At 36.3% G+C, this 17,855-nt stretch carries 14 protein-coding genes; 5 read left to right on the top strand and 9 right to left on the bottom strand.

Annotation, left to right across the window (positions count from 1 at the left end):
• Positions 1–23: 23 nt before the first annotated feature.
• From IEV72_RS04525 to IEV72_RS04505, 5 genes are all read left to right on the top strand, one after another.
• Positions 24–1,388 (top strand): HTTM domain-containing protein, encoded by a 1,365-nt coding sequence (locus tag IEV72_RS04525; protein WP_188457908.1) that lies wholly within the window; start codon positions 24–26, stop codon positions 1,386–1,388.
• Positions 1,369–3,798, top strand: a complete 2,430-nt coding sequence (locus tag IEV72_RS04520) for a TonB-dependent receptor domain-containing protein (protein WP_188457907.1) — start codon at positions 1,369–1,371, stop codon at positions 3,796–3,798. The genes IEV72_RS04525 and IEV72_RS04520 overlap by 20 nt, the downstream gene beginning before the upstream one ends.
• Before the next feature lie 99 nt (positions 3,799–3,897).
• On the top strand, positions 3,898–5,247 hold the full coding sequence (locus IEV72_RS04515) for a hypothetical protein (protein WP_188457906.1): 1,350 nt from the start codon (positions 3,898–3,900) through the stop codon (positions 5,245–5,247).
• Between the two features lie 320 nt (positions 5,248–5,567).
• Positions 5,568–6,143 (top strand): Xre family toxin-antitoxin system antitoxin, encoded by a 576-nt coding sequence (locus IEV72_RS04510; RefSeq protein ID WP_188457905.1) that lies wholly within the window; start codon positions 5,568–5,570, stop codon positions 6,141–6,143.
• Between the two features lie 44 nt (positions 6,144–6,187).
• Entirely contained in the window at positions 6,188–6,649 is a 462-nt protein-coding gene (locus tag IEV72_RS04505; protein WP_188457904.1) for an RES family NAD+ phosphorylase, read from the top strand.
• Between the two features lie 18 nt (positions 6,650–6,667).
• Here IEV72_RS04505 and IEV72_RS04500 read toward each other — a convergent pair whose 3' ends face one another.
• The 9 genes from IEV72_RS04500 to IEV72_RS04460 all read right to left on the bottom strand — a co-directional run bounded on the left by IEV72_RS04500 (position 6,668) and on the right by IEV72_RS04460 (position 17,850).
• Entirely contained in the window at positions 6,668–7,240 is a 573-nt protein-coding gene (locus IEV72_RS04500; protein WP_188457903.1) for a cytochrome b/b6 domain-containing protein, read from the bottom strand.
• Positions 7,241–7,268: 28 nt separating this feature from the next.
• Entirely contained in the window at positions 7,269–8,558 is a 1,290-nt protein-coding gene (locus IEV72_RS04495) for a DUF3570 domain-containing protein (RefSeq protein ID WP_188457902.1), read from the bottom strand.
• Between the two features lie 37 nt (positions 8,559–8,595).
• The gene (locus IEV72_RS04490; RefSeq protein WP_188457901.1) at positions 8,596–8,808 is read right to left on the bottom strand and encodes a DUF4266 domain-containing protein; all 213 of its coding nucleotides are present in this window, start codon (positions 8,806–8,808) and stop codon (positions 8,596–8,598) included.
• The gene (locus tag IEV72_RS04485) at positions 8,805–9,788 is read right to left on the bottom strand and encodes an FAD:protein FMN transferase (RefSeq protein WP_188457900.1); all 984 of its coding nucleotides are present in this window, start codon (positions 9,786–9,788) and stop codon (positions 8,805–8,807) included. Before IEV72_RS04485 ends, IEV72_RS04490 begins: the two co-directional genes overlap by 4 nt.
• Positions 9,778–10,206 carry a thioredoxin family protein gene (locus IEV72_RS04480; RefSeq protein ID WP_188457899.1) on the bottom strand — a complete coding sequence of 143 codons (429 nt, stop codon included), beginning with the start codon at positions 10,204–10,206 and terminating at the stop codon, positions 9,778–9,780. The genes IEV72_RS04485 and IEV72_RS04480 overlap by 11 nt, the downstream gene beginning before the upstream one ends.
• A gap of 73 nt (positions 10,207–10,279) precedes the next feature.
• Positions 10,280–11,659 carry a sensor histidine kinase gene (locus IEV72_RS04475; protein WP_188457898.1) on the bottom strand — a complete coding sequence of 460 codons (1,380 nt, stop codon included), beginning with the start codon at positions 11,657–11,659 and terminating at the stop codon, positions 10,280–10,282.
• On the bottom strand, positions 11,656–12,333 hold the full coding sequence (locus IEV72_RS04470; protein WP_188457897.1) for a response regulator transcription factor: 678 nt from the start codon (positions 12,331–12,333) through the stop codon (positions 11,656–11,658). The genes IEV72_RS04475 and IEV72_RS04470 overlap by 4 nt, the downstream gene beginning before the upstream one ends.
• Before the next feature lie 17 nt (positions 12,334–12,350).
• Positions 12,351–13,511, bottom strand: coding sequence for an efflux RND transporter periplasmic adaptor subunit (locus IEV72_RS04465; RefSeq protein ID WP_188457896.1), 1,161 nt, complete (start codon positions 13,509–13,511; stop codon positions 12,351–12,353).
• 4 nt (positions 13,512–13,515) lie between these two features.
• Positions 13,516–17,850: a CusA/CzcA family heavy metal efflux RND transporter gene (locus tag IEV72_RS04460; RefSeq protein WP_188457895.1), complete on the bottom strand. Its 4,335-nt coding sequence runs from the start codon at positions 17,848–17,850 to the stop codon at positions 13,516–13,518.
• Between the last annotated feature and the right edge of the window lie 5 nt (positions 17,851–17,855).

Genomic DNA, 17,855 nt, shown 5'->3' with positions numbered 1-17,855 from the left:
TTTGGAAATCCCTTTCTACTGTTATGTTAAACCAAATTAAAACCTATTTTAAAAAACAAACATCTGCTGCTCCGCTGGCAGTCTTCAGGGTCGGTTTTGGCTTAATGATGTTTTTAAGCATCATTCGGTTTTGGAGTTACGGTTGGATTGAAAAGCTATATTTAGACCCAAAATTTCATTTTTCATATTATGGTTTTGAATGGGTAAAACCCATTGGAGATTGGACTTACCTGATTTTTATTATTTGTGGGATTTCAGCTTTATTGGTTGCCCTAGGCTTGAAGTATCGTTTGGCTATTTTGGTTTTCTTTTTGAGTTTCACCTACATCGAACTCATGGATAAAACTACCTATCTCAATCATTATTACTTCATCAGTATAGTTAGTTTTTTAATGTTGTTTTTGCCAGCCAATGCATATTATTCAGTAGATAATCTCCTTCAAAAAAAACAATATTTACACATTCCAAATTGGACCATAGATAGCATTAAATTGATGTTGGGTATCGTTTATTTTTACGCAGGTTTAGCCAAAATAAACAGCGATTGGTTGTGCAAAGCCATGCCTTTAAAAATTTGGCTTCCGTCCAAGTACGATTTGCCCTTTATCGGTGAAAATGTAATGCATCAAAACTGGTTTCATTTTGCCATGAGTTGGTCTGGAATGCTGTACGATTTATTGATTCCTTTTTTGCTTTTGTACAAACCAACTCGAATTTTCGCCTTCATTTTAGTTGTGTTTTTTCACCTATTTACCAGAGTACTTTTTCCCATCGGCATTTTCCCTTATGTAATGATTGTAGGGAGTTTAATCTTCTTTGATGCTAAATTGCATCACAAAATCATCAACATTTTAAGGGTGATTTTAAAATCCTTCAAAATACAACCCAAAACTATGGCTCCTAAACCATTTCGATTTAACTACGAAAAAATTGTAATTTATGGTTTCGGTATTTTTTTCGCCATTCAATTGCTTTTGCCTTTTCGGTACGTACTTTATCCAAGCGAATTATTTTGGAGAGAAGAAGGCTATCGATTTTCATGGCGGGTCATGCTCATGGAGAAAAAAGGCTATGCGAATTTTAAAGTGGTTAACCCAGAACAAAACACCTTCTTTTATGTTGATAACACCGATTTTCTTTCTTCATTTCAAGAAAAACAAATGAGTACTCAACCCGATTTTATTTTAGAATACGCTCATTTTCTTGGTGAACATTTCAAATCACAAGGTCATCAACCTATCGAAATTTATGTAGAAAGTTTCGTAGCACTCAATGGAAGAAGAAGCCAAGCTTATATTGACCCAAACGTAGATTTACTAAAACAATACGAATCATTCCAACCAAAAAGTTGGATTTTACCTTTTGAAGATGAAATTAAAGGACTTTAGCATATTCATTATTTTGAATCTTTTTTCGGCGATAGCTTGGTCTCAAACTTATGAAGTGGAAGGTTATGTTTACGATAAAGCCAATCAAAAGCCGTTGGAATCCGTCATGATTTACGATAAGGTAAAAGGTTTACTCACCGAAACCGATACGAGCGGTTATTTTACATTTGAAACTTCCAAAAAACAATTGACCTTGGTTTTTTACGGTTTTGAATTCGAAATTGTAGAAAGAGTTATTAATGCTGAAACCGATTCCAACCTAGTCATCAACATCGAGACTTTATCACAAGAACTTTCAGAAGTTCAAATTACAGCTCGGAATGAAAAAGTGTTCGAGTTAAACCGCTTAAAAGATACCGAAGGAACGGCCATTTATGCCGGTAAAAAAACGGAAGTGGTTCAAGTTGACCAATCCATGGCTAATTTGGCTACCAATAATGCCCGACAAATTTATAGTCAAGTTGTAGGTTTGAATATTTATCAAAATGACGATGCGGGTTTGCAACTCAATATCGGTGGCCGCGGTTTGAATCCTAACCGAACATCCAATTTCAATACACGTCAAAATGGTTACGATATCAGTGCTGATGTCTTAGGTTATCCTGAAAGTTACTATACGCCAGCTTCGGAAGGTTTACAACAAATACAAATTGTGCGTGGGGCAGCTTCTTTACAATACGGGACGCAGTTTGGTGGGTTGGTAAATTTTGTAATGAAGAAACCCAATCCCAATAAAAACCTTGAAGTAATTACAAGAAACACAGGTGGTAGTTTCGGTTTGTATACCAACTTCACCAGCTTCAGCGGAACAAAAGACAATTGGAGCTACTATGCTTATGCAAATTACAAAAGGGGAGATGGTTTTAGACCCAATTCTGAATATGAATCGATTAATGTTTTTTCTCACGTAGGTTACCAATTCAATGAAAAAACGAAACTTACTGGCGAAGTAACTTATTTGAATTATCTAGCTCAACAAGCCGGTGGGTTAACCGATGCTATGTTTGACGAAGATCCTTTTCAAAGCAATCGAGAACGCAATTGGTTTGAAGTAAATTGGCTGCTATATAATTTAGAATTCTCTCATGAGTTTTCTGAGCAAACCAATTTTACATTCAATTTTTTCGGGTTAAAAGCACAAAGAAATGCCTTAGGTTTTCGAACCAATCGGGTGAATCAAATCGATCCGAATCAAGAACGGGATTTAATTGCCAGTGATTTCAATAATTTTGGTTTTGAAGCTCGATTGCTCAATAAATACACTTTGCTAAATAAAGATGCCACTTTCTTAATCGGAACCAAATTTTACAATTCCAACAACCAAGAGCAACAAGGAGCAGGATCAGATGGATTTGGAGCAGATTTTAGTTTTCAAAATGAAGCATTTCCCGCTTATCCTAATCAGTCGGTATTCGATTTGCCCAACACCAATGTGGCTTTATTCGGGGAAAATATTTTTTATATTTCAGATAAATTATCGGTTACTCCCGGATTCAGGTTAGAATACATTAAAACGGAAAGCGATGGTTTTTTTAGAAGAATAAACACCGATGCAGCTGGAAATGTAATTGACGACCAAACCATAGAAGACCAACGAAGTTTTGAGCGTTCTTTTGTGCTTCTCGGCATGGGTTTAAGCTACAAGCTCAACAAACAAGTAGAAATGTACGCCAATATTTCTGAAAATTACCGATCGGTAACCTTTTCAGATATCAACATCAGCAATCCCGCATTTGCAGTCAACCCTGATATTACCGATGAAGAAGGTTTTACCACCGATGTAGGTTTTAGGGGGAATTATAAAAATTTCATTTCCTATGATGCCAACATTTTCGCACTGTCTTATCAACGTAGGATTGGTTTTGTACAAAAGGTTTTAAATGATAATCGGGTAATTAGCGAACGCGGCAATGTGGGTGATGCGCTTATTTATGGCGTTGAGTCTCTTGTGGATTTTAATTTGAAGAAAATTTTAAGTTTAGGATCAGAATATGGCTTAAATTTCTTTGTGAATACATCCTTCATCAATTCTGAATATACACAATCTCAACAATCAGGTATTGAAGGAAATAAAGTTGAATTTGTACCTGACTTAAACTTCAAAACGGGCTTGAGATTTGCCTACCTAGATTTTGCCGCTAGCATGCAATACACCTATTTGTCGAGTCAATTTACCGATGCAAGTAATTCAGTTGAATCTAGTCTGAGTGGTGTAATTGGTGAATTACCACAATACGATGTTTTGGATTTTTCGTTTTCTTATCGCTACCAAAACTTCAAACTGGAAACAGGAGTCAACAACCTGTTGAACGAAAAATATTTTACACGCAGAGCTACTGGCTATCCTGGTCCCGGAATCATTCCTTCAGCACCTAGAAATTGGTTTGCAACTTTAGAAATTAAGTTTTGATCCAGAAAAAATTGCTTGATTTGAAGGAATAGCTTTTCTTTTTTTCTAGTAACATTTGTTACTGTTTAGCATCAATTTTGCAAGGATATTTGCATTACTATGAAGCTAAATTACTCCGTTTATTTTTTTTGTTTTGCTTTTGTAATTTGCAGCTATAGCCAAGAAGCTGCAACCAACAGGAATAGTTTTTTGGAACGCCACATTTTCTCTGGCGAATTGCGTAATTTTTATATGAATACGCTGAATCTTCAACCAGGTTTAGAAGACTATCAAACCAATGCAACCGCTTTGTTTTTAGCATATGTAAGTCCAAAATTCAATAACTTCAGTTTTCATGTTGGTAGTCGGTACATTACACGTTTAGATAATTTTAATCTAAATAAGATGGATGAAATTACGGAAAAAACAGCCAAGTGGGAATACGAACTTTACAATGTATTAGATAAGAATGACTTTTCTATTTTTACTTTAGATGAATTTTACCTTCAATTTGAAACTGAAAAGCTAAAAGCCAAAGTGGGTAACTTTTATAGTAGTCATACTCCTTTTTTTAATCAAAGTGATGGTAGGATGAGACCTTTTGCTTATCGTGGTCATTGGTTAGATTATCAAATTTCGGAAAAACACAAGATTCAATATGCTTGGCTAAGTCATGTTTTGGTGCGTTCTACTGCTAATTGGTATGGTTTTTCTGAAGCGATAGGCTTGTTTTCGCAAGGGTTTCAACCCAACGGAGAGGTGGCAGATTATGCTGATTTTATTCAGAGCAATGGAGCTGGTTTTTTAAATTACACTTTCAATAAAAAATCCTTCCAATTAGATTTGTATCAGTTTTATGTAGATCAATTGCTGGGAATTTCTTTTGCCGAGGTACACTATACATTTAAAAAATGGACTTCAGGTGTGCAGTATGCGTATCAATTCCCACTGCAAAACAGCCGTCAAATTGCTTATCAAAACCGTTACATTCAACCAGATGAAAATGCACAGGTCATCAGTTCAAAATTGGCGTACGACCATTCTTCTCAGTTAAAATTTTCAGCCGCTTATTCTTATTCTTTTGCCACAGGTAGAGTTCTTTTTCCTAAAGAGTTGGGCAGAGATTGGTTTTATACTTCTATAGCTAGAGCACGAATGGAAGGCTTGGGAGATACACATGCCATTTTGTTTACAGGAAATTACCGTTTAGAAAACCCAAATTTAAAAATAGGTTTGGAAATGATACAAATGTATGGGCCTAAACAAAACGATTTTCAGTTTAATAAATACAACATTGATGAATTTTGGCAACTGAATACAAGGCTAACGTATCAAACAAACTTCCTAAAAGGACTGGAATTCGATGTCTTATTCATCATTAAAGAAAATTTCAACTCAAATGCTATCGACTTTGTTTTCAACCGAAGTGATTTTGCACAGCTTAGCTTTGTAACTAAGTTGCATTTTTAAATGATTGTAGAAGTATTCTTTAACTTGTCAAATTAAGAATTTAAATTGATATAACTAAGCGCCTACTTAATAGTTATGCCGATTTGTTCATTATCCAAACGTGCTGATTTTGCTGATGTATATTTTAACCACGGAGACACAAAGATAACAGTGATTTTTAGATTCATTGTAAATACAACTTAAAAAACTAATTAATTGTAAATTATAGATAATATTTAAACACCTAAGTCAATAAATAGATGGCACGTAAAAATGTTAAATTTTGACATATGGCATTTTTTTTAAGACAAAATGCGTAAATTTATACAAAATAATTTGTGATGGAAACCTATAATTTACAACCTAACCGTATCGCATCAAAAGTCTTAGCACCTGCGTTGCTATCAAGTCAAGTAAGTCATTCATATAATGTATCTTCTTCTACAGATGAGACTCACCCTAAAGTTTCAGAAGTAGCCGAGCCACCTTATACCTTAGAAGCATCTACTGCCAGTTCATTTCCAAAAATCCTAAACGACGACCAAAATTACTTCACTCTAGTGATGGCTACCCGAAATGGTTTACCTTATAAAAGCTTTGAAAATGCACAAAGCTTAATGCCTTTTTCTTCTCAAGAATGGGCTGAAATATTGCATATTTCCAATCGTTCTTTAGTCCGTTTAAAGTCCGATAAAAAGCATTTATCTCGTACACAGTCCGAAAAGCTTATTGAAGTTACCTTACTTTTCGATTATGGGGTAGATGTTTTTGGTTCCACAGAAAAGTTTACACAATGGTTAAGCCGTACAAACATTGCTTTGGGTGGTATTGTACCCAAGTCTTTACTCGACACCAATCAAGGCATCAAAGCCGTCGAAACCGCTCTATCAAGAATAGAACATGGTGTTTTGGCTTAACTGCGATTATACATGAATGTTTTTTTAATGAATATTTCGGCTTAATGAAACTCTATAGACTTTCAAGAGAAAAATACACTAGAGACTTGACAGGCACAGGCGCTATGTTAAACGGTGGCCGGTGGAATTCTAGAAATAAATATGCACTTTACACTGCTGAAAATATTTCGTTAGCTAAGCTTGAAGTAGCAGTACATCTAGATTTCGACTTAATTCCTGAGGATTATTACTTAATTGAAATTGAAATGCCCGATGATGCAACTTTACAAATTATAGATAGTGCTCAACTTCTTGCAAATTGGGATTCTATTCCGCATTCGGAGAGCACTCAACGCATTGGAGATGAATTTTTAGATAGCCAAGAATTTTTAGCTTTAAAAGTGCCATCTGCCATTGTAAAGCAAGAATTCAATTACATTTTAAATCCTATCCATACTAGCTATTCAAAAGTAAAAGTGACAGCTATTGAATCTTTTCAATTTGACCATCGGCTGTTTAAGCGGTAAATCTCACAGTCAATGATTTTATTTTTCATTTCCCCCACTTATAATTTTTGAAATAATGCCTTTTTGAGTTGTGAATTCAGCAATAGCTACCCCTGCTAGGTGAAGAATTATAAATGAAAGCAAGTAGTATATTGAAAGCTCGTGGATTTCTTCCATTGGTTTCTTTATAGTCTTGGAACCGAACTCTATTAATAAACCAGTTACTAATGAAGTCAAAACACAAAAGTAGAAGAAGATATACACCCAACGTTGAAATTTTTCTTTTGTGGTAAGTGTTTTATTCAGTGGGTTTTGTATTTTCATTTCACCCCAAAAAGGAAGGGCAAAGCGAATACTAAAAAGCCCAACGAGTACATACCCTAAATAAACATGCCATTGCCACATGGGTTGTCTTATTTGTTTCGCCAAAACAATTAATTGGTCTTGGGTTAAACTGACTTCGTTGGTTGTTAAGTAGGTGTTGATGATGCCAGCCATGTGTTCTTTTTCCATCCAAGTGAGTCTTAATAAAATGGTAATCAGCAACAGCATAAAACTTATTGCTAAGCTCCAGTGTACGATTCGATATAGGGTAGAATATGAAGGTTTCATCGTTTTGGTATTGAAAATTGTTTTTTAGCTAGTCTGCTACAAAATTGAAGCTCAGTGAAGTAATATGAGCAGTAAAGTTTTGCGAAGTTCGGTTGTAGTAATTATATTCTATATTGATGCTTTTTAAACCAAAACCACCTAAGTTGAATTTACTTAGCGGGTCGTAATATTTAAAGCCTACCCCATATTGATGGGCATCATAACTTGCCAAATCGTAATCTGATGTGTAAAATTCTTGTGTAGATAGCAAGCTGTTATACGCACCAAATGCATCTGCTTGGGTTTGTGTATAGTATCTATACATTGGGTATAAGGCGTATTTTAAGCCCACTTTTACAGGCACTTCCATTTTAAAGGTGTGTGAATCTATTCCCCAATCGTCTGTGTAATAGCGATAATAAGTTCTTAAAATAAAATTTTCGTTCAAATAAAAGTTAGTTCGGTTACCTAAGGCAATTTTTAAATGGGAATCTGGTAAGCGTTCAATATCATTTCCAATAACAAAGTTTTCGATAACTGTATCGGCAATGTCTGCAAAATATACTCGTTGATGAGGGGTAGAAAGCAATCCGTCTTGCATTACAAAATCAGCCATAAAGGCAGTTTGAATGTTTTTTGTGAGAATTTGAGAAAAATTTATTCCAAGACTGTAAGAATTTCTGTTTAAAGTGGAAAATTCAGTATAACCAGAAGCAAAGTTGCTTTCACCTTCAAAATCGTAGTCACTTATAGTAAAGCTATTTCTAAATTCAATAGGATATTGTGGATTCCAGGTATCAAAAAAAACATTGGCTTTCAGTTGAAGTTCGGTGTTTTTTTGATTGAATAATTTGGTTAGGCTTCCGCCAAATCCAAAAGAGGTATAGTCATATTCATTTGCAAAGGAAAGGTTTCCGCTGATAATGGTGTTTCTGTCGTCGGATGAATGGGAATAGTTAGCCGTTAGTCCAAACCAAGTATCTTGTCTTGAAGCCCCAGTAGAAGCCACAAATGGATCAGCAGGCTGGTCTCCATCAAAAGGGTCTATATTGCTAGATGAAGCAGAGGTATAAGCTGAAACAGTAGCATCTATGGCCAGTACATCATCTTCATTGAGGGGAATGGCTACGTTGATGGATGGAGCAAAATCGGTTAGTTCTTCTGTACCTCGTCCACCTGTAACGGCAGCATTTTCACCATCTTGTGAATAATAGCTCGATAGCAAATTGACTTCGGTGCTTTCTAGTACTCGCTTTTTGTATTCAGAGGTTTTATCATTTTGGCAATACGTATTTTGTGCCAAGAGGAAACAAACACCTAAAAAAAGTATATTTTTCATAATCTATATGTTGTTTTGTATCAATTCTGGTTGTTTTTTAGTTGCAACCACAACCACCTCCAGTTTTTCCTCCGTTAGCGCCAGCTGCTGCTTCTCGATAGGATTGAAAGGTGGACTTGTATTTATCCAATTCTCGCTCCGAGAGTTTCATGTCTGGATCGTTCAGGTTTACTTTTTCATATTCTTTTACGGCTACACAAGAAGTAAATAGCAGGCTAATAAGTGCGAGTTTTGAAATGGTCTTGATCATTTTGTTGAAATATTTATGTGAGTTGAAGTGGCTAAACTGCCGTCGCTTTTTACAATGATGGCTTCTACTTGAGGAAGCTGATTAATAACATTTAAGCCTGCATCTACGCCCATTACAAAAATTGAAGTTGCCAATGCATCGGCCAGTTCTGCTTTTGTAGCAAAAACACTTACGCTTAAAATTCCTTGTGTGGGCATACCAGTGCGAGGATCGATGATATGCGCGTAGCGTTTCCCATCAATAATTACAAACTTTTCGTAGTTGCCAGAAGTAACTACTGTTTGATTTTCTAGTTCAAACAAACCGTAGTTTTTTGTTTTGTCCAACGGATTGGTAATGGCAATTTTCCATGGATTTCCATTGGGTTGTTTTCCCCATGTATTCATGTCGCCAGAGGCATTGATAATGCCTGCTGTAACACCCGCTTTTATCAAGAGATCCTTTGCTTTGTCTGCAGCATAGCCTTTTCCAATGGCTCCAAAGCCTATTTTCATTCCTTTTTTGGTAAGGAAAACACTGCTTTCTTTTTCGTTTAATTCGATGTATTGATAACCGATTTTTTCTACAGAGGCTGCTATTTCAGATGGACTTGGCATTGGGGTTTCTTGGCCATTAAAATTCCAAATGCGATCTATGGCAGCATAACTTAAATCGAAAGCACCGTCTGTAATTTTGGAAATGGCTATGCTTCGTTTGATAAGTTGAAATAGCTCGTCATCTACTTTTACGGGTTTTATGCCTGCATTTTGGTTGATGACAGAGGTTTGCGAAGTGGCTTTCCAGGAAGAAATCAAATTTTCTATGCGCTGTATTTCTTGAACTGCCTTATCGATAAACGTATTGCCTTCTTCTTCTGAATTGGCTACTACGGTGATGTCAAATTTGCTTCCCATCAAACCTAAATCTCGTTTGTAAATGGATTGGCTATAGGAAAAATTAACCCACAGGAAGACAATTGCAAATAATAGGTTAGTTTTCATAGATGGCGTTGATGTAGGCTTTAGGGGCTAAATTTTTATACCCTAGCTGGTTGATTATTTCTCCCTTTGCATTTAGTAAGATGACGAATGGGAAGTAGCCGTTGGGGTTGTAGCGTTCGGCTAAGGCTGCATTTTTTTTGCTTTGTTCTTCTGGGAGTTGGTTGTTTTTTCGTTTTGGAAAATCGGCTTTTACCATCACCAAATTTTCTCTGGCATGCGCTTCAAAAACATCCGATTGCCAAATTTCGTGATCTAACTTAATGCATGGTGCACACCAGTCTGAACCTGAAAAAACAAGAAGTATGTTCTTTTTTTCTTGTTGTGCTTGTTGTTTAGCTTGTTCAAAATCAAGTTGCCAATTTTGCGCAATAGATGTGAAACTAATGCAAATGAATAAGAGGAAAAATATTTTTTTCATGACGTATTTTATTTAACAAAATAACGCCATATTGGTGAGAGAAGTACAAGACTAAACCAATCTTAAGCCAATCTTAAGGTAGCTGTTTTTTAGGAATTTGAATGGTAAAAGTAGTTGCTTTATCAAGCTCCACAAGAATTTCATAGGCTAGTACTTTAGCGGCTTTTTGCACCAAAGCAAGGCCGATACCATAGCCTTTTTCTGTATTGTTGGTGCTTCTGTAAAAGGTGTCGAAAACATGCTTCACATCTTCTTTTAATAGGTTTCCACCTGTATTGCTAATGGAAATTGAAATAGTTTCTTTATTCTCTTTCAGATAAATATGTATTGTTTTTTTAGGTAATGAATATTTAATGGCATTGGAAAGTAGGTTTTCAAGAATAATTCTTAAGAAGTATAAATTGGTTGTTACCATTTTAGTATAAAGCTCTTGTTGTACTATAATTTTCAATTCTTTTTGTTCAATAGTTGCTTTGAACAATTTGATTTTGGAATTGATTATTTCTACAAGATTTACATCTTCTTTTTTTATGCTTTTGGCATCTTCATCAATTCGAGCTAAAATAAGCAGATTGTCTAATGCAAGATTAAGACGGTCTATTCTATCTATGGTTTCTTGTATATGCTGTTCATATTCTTCTATACTTCGCTTTCTGCGTAGCGATACTTCAAGGTTTCCTTTTATCGCTGTAAGTGGTGTGCGTAGTTGATGCGATGCATTGGCTGTAAATTGCTTTTCCTTTTCAATGGAGGCATGTATTCGGTCTAAAAATCCATTGATGCTTTTGGTAAGCACACTTAGCTCATCGTCGCCTTTTATTTCGTGAACTCTTAAATTTAGATTTTCACTGGAAATGACACTTACGGTGTCAGTAATTTTTGTGAGGGGTTGAATTGTGATTTTTGAAATATACCTCGATGCAAAAAAGGTAATGAGTAGAAGTATAGGATAAATGGCAAGCAGATTGTTTTTTAAGTTTTTTAAAACGGATAAGGTATCTTCTGATGAAACAGCAATTGCTATTTTACCATAAATTTTTCCATTTTTTTCTAATGGAATCTGTATTTGCCGAAGGGGTTCTTCAGATACATAGGTGTTAAAAATTTCTCTTGAAGTGGAATTGGATTCAAGAATAATCGATTTGTTTTTTAAATTTTCAGACTTTACAAGAAGTTGTTTTTTTGTGTCAACTAATTCTATGTAAATAGGATATACTTCAATTTCTAAATGCTCTCTTTCTAACAATTCTTCCGCGTAAGCGAAATAAACGGTGTCTTTTTTAAAAATAAGCTCATGGATATGTTTTGTAGCTTCAAATTCAAGCTTCTCATCAATTTCGCTAAAAGCAGAAACCTTCAAACTTTGATAGATAGCTATAAACACCACAAGCGATAGTATGGCTACAGAAATAACTGAAATGAGGGCAATTCTATTTTTGATGGAAATATTCATTCTTCTGCTATAAATCCTGAACCACGTATGGTTTTAATCAATTGATTTCGTTGTAAATTCAGTTTTTTTCTCAAGGCATTCATATGCACATCAAGAACACTGGTGTCATATTCAAAATGGATATCCCAAACATCTTCAATAATTTTCTTTCGGCTACAAACCTGTCCTTTATTTCTGATTAAATAGGCGAGCATGTGGTATTCCTTATCAGTTAAGCTTACGAGTTTTTCGCTTCTATATACCAAGTGTTTAGCTGTGTCTATTTCAATAAAACCCAATTGAAGAAGCGCTCCAATTTTATAGTGCATATTGAGTTGACTTTCAATTCGTGCCAACAATTCTGAAAAATGAAAAGGTTTTTTGATGTAATCGTTTGCTCCAGATTTTAGACCTTCTACCGTATCTTCTACGGTATCTTTGGCAGTTACAAAAACAATGGGGAATGTAAATTGCTTGTCACGCAGTAACTTGCATGCTTCTAGTCCGTTCATTATAGGCATAGTCCAGTCTAAAAGAGCAAGGTCAACATGGTTTTTTTCGGCAAAACTTACCGCATCTTTTCCGTTAGCAACCCTATGAACTTGATAGCCTTCTTCCGAGAGTCCTTTTACAAGAAAGACCGCAATTTCTTCTTCATCTTCTGCAATGAGTAAGGTAAAATCTTGTTTATCCATTTTTCAAAAATAATGTATTAATGATCATGTCCACCGCCTTCACCTTCTACTAAGTCAAAACCACCTTGGGTAAGGAAGGGTTTTTCTTTAGCAAAACTCTTTTTGCTTTGTAATGGTTTGAAACCATTTTGCTCAGGCAAATTTTCGACTTCTATCATTTTAAAATGGTATTCATCAGCAGTTTCTTCGGTAAGTTGCAGCACGTGAAGTTGATTGTCTTGATCGACAAATGCAGTAGTTGGTAAGGAAATTTCTTGTTTAGGGTCATTACTAAAATAGGCTTCTACAAACATACCCACGGCAAAATTTTCATCTTCGTTTACCGGATGTGCGTGTATGCGAACGCTTCTTTTTTCGTTGATTTCAGCACCGATTAATCGTACATAAGCTCGATACGATTGATTGGATATTTCAGGTATTTTGAAGTTTAAGCTGTCTCCTTTCTTAATTTTCAATACGTCTTTTTCAAATACATCTAACTCCAGATGCACATGGTCGGTGTCCAGAATTTCCATGATTAACGTAGAATTATCCAAATACATACCTTGCGCTACATTTACTTTCGCAATTTTTCCGCTGATGGGAGCATAAATACTGATTTCATCGGTGTAATTTCCAGCCAATACCGATTTGGTATTTACGTTCATCAATTGCAAGGTTTTTTGCAAACCTTCCACTTTGGCTTTCATTCGCATATAATCGCTTTTGGCTTTTTGGAAAACTTTTTCTGAAATTACCTGGTCGGCCAATAAATTTTGCTTGCGCTGAAATTCAGATTGAAGGTATTCCAATTCGCTATGGTTTTCGGCATAGTTTTGTTGAAGCTGAATAAACTCAGGGTTTTTCAGTTGAAGCAACAAGTCGCCTTTTTGTACTTCATCTCCTACCAGTAAGGTGGTTTTGCTTACAAATCCATTGAAAAATGAACTTACTAAAGCTCTATTATTGGGCGGCACATCAATCATTCCCGTTACGCGAAATGATTCTGAAAAAGTTTGAAGCACTGCTTTTCCTAGTCGAAAGTTTCCGTTTTCAAACTGTGCTTTAGTAAGTACAATTTCATCTTCATGAGCGTGTTCTTCTTGTTGATTTTCTTCATTTTCAGCTGTTTTTTCATCAGTACAGCTAAGCATGAAAAGGCTGGCTAAAAGGCTGATATATAATATTGAATTTTTCATTTCTCTAATTTAAAAGTAAGTAGTTAAATTGAATTACTTGTTGATTGTAAGCTGCCAGTAAGTTGAGGTATTCCAGCTTGATTTGCATAGCATTATCTACGCTTTGGGCGTATTGAAAAAAGTTGATTTCTCCATTTTTGAAGCTGCTTCTGGCGGTTTTCAAAATTTCTTTGGCCACTTGCAATTGGGTTTCTTCAAAGCGGTTGAGGCTTTCGGTTTGTGAAGTAATTCGGTTGAGCAATTTATTTTGTTGCGTTTGCAAATCGATTTTGGTTTGCTCTTCTTCCAATTGCACAACTTCAGTTTGCATTTTTTGAGCTTTTATTTTAGCCCTATCTCCAAAAAACAACAAAGGTACATTCAGCCCAATTTGATAACCGTTGAAATTTTTATCAATTGAAGCATTAGTTCGAATAAAATAACTTGCCGAAATACCTGGAAGCAGTTCGTTTTTGGCTAGGCTTAATTCATTGTTGGCTAGCTGAACTTCGGCTTGTTTTAAAACTAAATTGGGGTGATTTTCTATATTTTTCAACTGAAACTGCAAACGCCTAATTTCTTGCTCTTGTAACTGAATTTCTTCATCTGTTTGCAATAAATTCTGCAATTGAAGTCGATTGTTTTCTTCTTCTGCTTGAAGCAATTGCAACTGATTTTCAATTTGGGTTTGCTTGGCTTGTGCGGTTATTTTTTCAAGATAAGTAGACTCGCCTTCTTCAAACCTTCGAGATGCCATTCGGTAAAAATCGGCATATACGCTGTCCAATTCTTGGTAAATTTTCATTTTTGAATGGATCATCAACTGATTTTGATAGGCTAATTCTAAATTTTGAAATTGTTGCTGTATGGCCAACTCATTTTGAATGCTTCTTAATTCGGTAAAAGATTTATTTCTCTTTAATCGCTTGCCATACACGGTTGGGAAATCAAAATTTTGAATACCACCCCATTGGTACAATGGTTGATTCGCAATCGGGTCCCATTCGGCTTCATCGTAATTTTGATACAGCTGCAACTTCTGAAACTGAAAAGCTTCGCCTTCGGCCATTTTGCTTTTGGTGATGCTTTTTTCTGAAGCTTTTAAACCTTTGTTGTTATTCAGCATCACTGTTTTTAAACTGTCCAATTCTGTGGTTTGTGCTTGGCTAGTTGCTATACTTCCCACACAAAAGATACCGATCAGTAATAGGTTTACGGTAGATTTTGATAGTTTTAGTTTTTTGTTTCTCCCTTCAAAAGCGGCATACAAAACGGGCAACACAATGAGTGTAAGTAGGGTAGAAGTGAGTAATCCGCCAATGACTACGGTAGCTAACGGGCGTTGGACTTCAGCACCTGCACCAGTAGAAATGGCCATGGGTAAAAAGCCCAATGCGGTGGAGCTGGCGGTAAGTAGCACAGCTCGTAAACGTTCTTTGGTTGCTTTCATAATGTTTTTATTAGTCAATTCTTCTCCATTGTTTTGGAGGTCTTTAAAATATTCTACTAAAATAATTCCGTTGAGTACAGCAATACCAAACAAAGCGATGAAACCTACTCCTGCCGAGATACTAAAAGGCATATCTCGCAGCCATAACAAGAATATTCCGCCCACGGCAGAAAATGGGATGGCGGTAAAAATCAATAATGCATCTTTTAGGGTTTTTAAAGCAAAATACAACATGATGAAAATCAGTACCAAAGCAATAGGAACGGCAATTTGCAATCGCTTGGTGGCACTTTCTAAATTTTCAAATTGACCGCCGTAGGTAATGCTATAGCCTGTGGGCAAGCTAATATTTTCATCAATTAATTGTTTAGCATCGTCCACCACCGATTTTAAATCACGGTTTCTTACGTTGATGCCTACTACTATGCGTCTTCTGGTTTCGTCTCTGGATATTTTGGCTGGACCTTTATCATACACAATTTCAGCTACTTCGTTGAGCGGAATTTGTCCATGATTAGGAGTGCTAATGATCAGGTTTTGCAAATCGGTGATGTCTTGTCGGCTGCTTTCTTTTAAGCGAATGACCAAATCAAAACGCTTTTCACCTTCAAAGACAACTCCGGCTTTTTTTCCAGCAAATCCCGCTGAAATCACATCGTTGATGGCTTTTATTTGAAGGCCGTATCGAGCGATTTTACTTCGGTTGTAGTTTACAGACATTTGGGGTAAGCCTACAATTTTTTCTACCGAAATATCGCCTACACCTTCCATGTTTTTCACCAATTCTTTTATTTCATTGCCTTTTTTGGCTAGGATGTCTAAATCTTCCCCAAACAGCTTGATGGCCACATCTGAACGAACTCCGGTAATCAATTCATTGAAGCGCATTTCGATGGGTTGGGTAAACTCGATTTCCATATTGGGGATGATGCTGAGTTTTTCTTTCATCAATTCGGCAAGTCCTTCTTTGGTTTCGGCTGAAGTCCATTCGCTTTTAGGTTTTAAGCGAATAATCACATCCGAATCTTGCATAGACATCGGGTCGGTAGGAATTTCGGCGGCTCCGATGCGCGATACCACTTGCATTACTTCAGGAAACTCTTCCAACAGAATTTTTTCAATTTCTGTGGTGCGTTCAATCGTGCCTTCTAAGGATTTTCCTGTTTTAAGGATGGGCTGAATCACAAAATCGCCTTCGTCTAAAGTAGGCACAAACTCACTTCCCATCTTATTAAAGGTAAACACCCCAATTCCGATTAAAACAACGGCAGCTGCCAATACTATTTTTACGTTTTTTAAAGCCCATTTTATGCTGGGTTCGTAAACCCGATTTACCTGGTCTATAATTTTTGAAGAGAAGTTTTTTTCTTTCAGTTTTTCAGGTTTTAAGAACCAACTACTCGCTACAGGAATCCAAGTGAAACACAAAATAATCGCGCCGATGAGTGCGAAACTAAAGGTCAATGCCATGGGTTTAAACATTTTGCCTTCAACCCCAGTAAGGGACAAAATAGGAATAAACACAATCAAAATAATCAATTGCCCAAAAATAGCTGAGTTCATCATTTTGGTTGCTCCAGTGAAGGTGATTTTGTCTTTGAGTTCTTGCAATTCACTTCCTTGTAGAGATTTAAACTCCTTGGAGTTTTGAAGCATTTTAAAAGCGACAAACTCCACAATAATCACTGCCCCATCGATGATGATTCCAAAATCGAGTGCTCCCATGCTCATCAAGTTGGCATCGATGTTAAAGATGTACATCAAGCTGATGGCAACCAAGAAGCTTAGCGGAATTACAGAAGAAATGATCAATCCCGATCGGTAATCGCCTATAAGCAGTATCACAATAAAAGTAACCACTAAAAAACCCAGCAGTAAATTTTCTAAAATGGTATAAGTGGTTCGGCTAATGAGTTCACTTCGGTCTAAAAATCCATTGATATAGACGCCTTCGGGTAGGCTGTTTTCAATTTCAGCAAGGCGTTGCTTTACTTCATTGATGACTTGGTTGGAGTTGGCATCCTTTAGCATCATGATTTGCCCTAATACTTTTTCACCTTCACCATTTCCAGTAATGGCACCAAAACGGCGGGCATACCCATACCGCACTTCGGCTACGTCGCGGATTAAGATGGGTTGGCCATCGCGGTTTTCCACCACAATGTTTTCAATGTCTTCTATGCTTTTCAGCAAGGCTTCACCACGAATAAAATAGGCTTGTTCGTTTTTTTCAATATAACTTCCACCGGCTACCGAATTGTTGTTTTCTAAAGCTGCTAAAATTTCAGCAACCGAAATGTCTTTAGCCTGCAATTCTTCCGTTGAAAAAGCCACTTCATATTCTTTCAAATAACCACCCCATGTGTTGATTTCTACCACGCCTTTGATGCCAGCCAATTGGCGTTTTACAATCCAATCTTGAATGGTACGTAATTCGGTTGCATCGTATTGGTCTTTCATTTCATCTTCTACTTCTAAAGTATATTGATAAATTTCACCTAAGCCAGTAGTAATCGGCCCCATAGTTGGGGTGCCAAATTCAGATGGAATATTTTCTGATGCCGATTTTATTTTTTCAGAAATTAGCTGCCGAGGAAGATAGGTACCCATATCATCTTCAAAAACGATGGTAACTACCGAAAGTCCAAATTTTGAAGTCGAACGAATTTCTTTCACTCCCGGCAAATTGGCCATTTCTAGCTCGATGGGATAGGTGAGAAACTGCTCCACATCGGCCGTAGAAAGATTACGCGAGGTGGTGATGACTTGTACTTGGTTGTTGGTAATATCGGGTACCGCACCTATGCTGATTTGGCTCAAGCTATAGATACCAAAACCGATAATACATGCGATAAATAAGACGATAAGGAATTTAGATTTTAAGCTAAATTCAATGATTTTTGAAAGCATTTAAA

It is taken from the genome of Psychroflexus planctonicus, assembly GCF_014640195.1.
In the GTDB taxonomy this organism is placed as follows: Bacteria; Bacteroidota; Bacteroidia; order Flavobacteriales; family Flavobacteriaceae; genus Psychroflexus; species Psychroflexus planctonicus.
Note: the sequence above shows the minus strand (reverse complement) of the source record. Positions and strands in the feature narration are given on the sequence as shown.

Excerpts from the sequence above, each read along its gene's own strand:
- IEV72_RS04525 (WP_188457908.1), top strand. The coding sequence starts at position 24 with ATGTTAAACCAAATTAAAACCTATTTTAAAAAACAAACATCTGCTGCT.
- IEV72_RS04520 (WP_188457907.1), top strand. The coding sequence starts at position 1,369 with ATGAAATTAAAGGACTTTAGCATATTCATTATTTTGAATCTTTTTTCG.
- IEV72_RS04515 (WP_188457906.1), top strand. The coding sequence starts at position 3,898 with ATGAAGCTAAATTACTCCGTTTATTTTTTTTGTTTTGCTTTTGTAATT.
- IEV72_RS04510 (WP_188457905.1), top strand. The coding sequence starts at position 5,568 with ATGGAAACCTATAATTTACAACCTAACCGTATCGCATCAAAAGTCTTA.
- IEV72_RS04505 (WP_188457904.1), top strand. The coding sequence starts at position 6,188 with ATGAAACTCTATAGACTTTCAAGAGAAAAATACACTAGAGACTTGACA.
- IEV72_RS04500 (WP_188457903.1), bottom strand. The coding sequence starts at position 7,240 with ATGAAACCTTCATATTCTACCCTATATCGAATCGTACACTGGAGCTTA.
- IEV72_RS04495 (WP_188457902.1), bottom strand. The coding sequence starts at position 8,558 with ATGAAAAATATACTTTTTTTAGGTGTTTGTTTCCTCTTGGCACAAAAT.
- IEV72_RS04490 (WP_188457901.1), bottom strand. The coding sequence starts at position 8,808 with ATGATCAAGACCATTTCAAAACTCGCACTTATTAGCCTGCTATTTACT.
- IEV72_RS04485 (WP_188457900.1), bottom strand. The coding sequence starts at position 9,788 with ATGAAAACTAACCTATTATTTGCAATTGTCTTCCTGTGGGTTAATTTT.
- IEV72_RS04480 (WP_188457899.1), bottom strand. The coding sequence starts at position 10,206 with ATGAAAAAAATATTTTTCCTCTTATTCATTTGCATTAGTTTCACATCT.
- IEV72_RS04475 (WP_188457898.1), bottom strand. The coding sequence starts at position 11,659 with ATGAATATTTCCATCAAAAATAGAATTGCCCTCATTTCAGTTATTTCT.
- IEV72_RS04470 (WP_188457897.1), bottom strand. The coding sequence starts at position 12,333 with ATGGATAAACAAGATTTTACCTTACTCATTGCAGAAGATGAAGAAGAA.
- IEV72_RS04465 (WP_188457896.1), bottom strand. The coding sequence starts at position 13,511 with ATGAAAAATTCAATATTATATATCAGCCTTTTAGCCAGCCTTTTCATG.
- IEV72_RS04460 (WP_188457895.1), bottom strand. The coding sequence starts at position 17,850 with ATGCTTTCAAAAATCATTGAATTTAGCTTAAAATCTAAATTCCTTATC.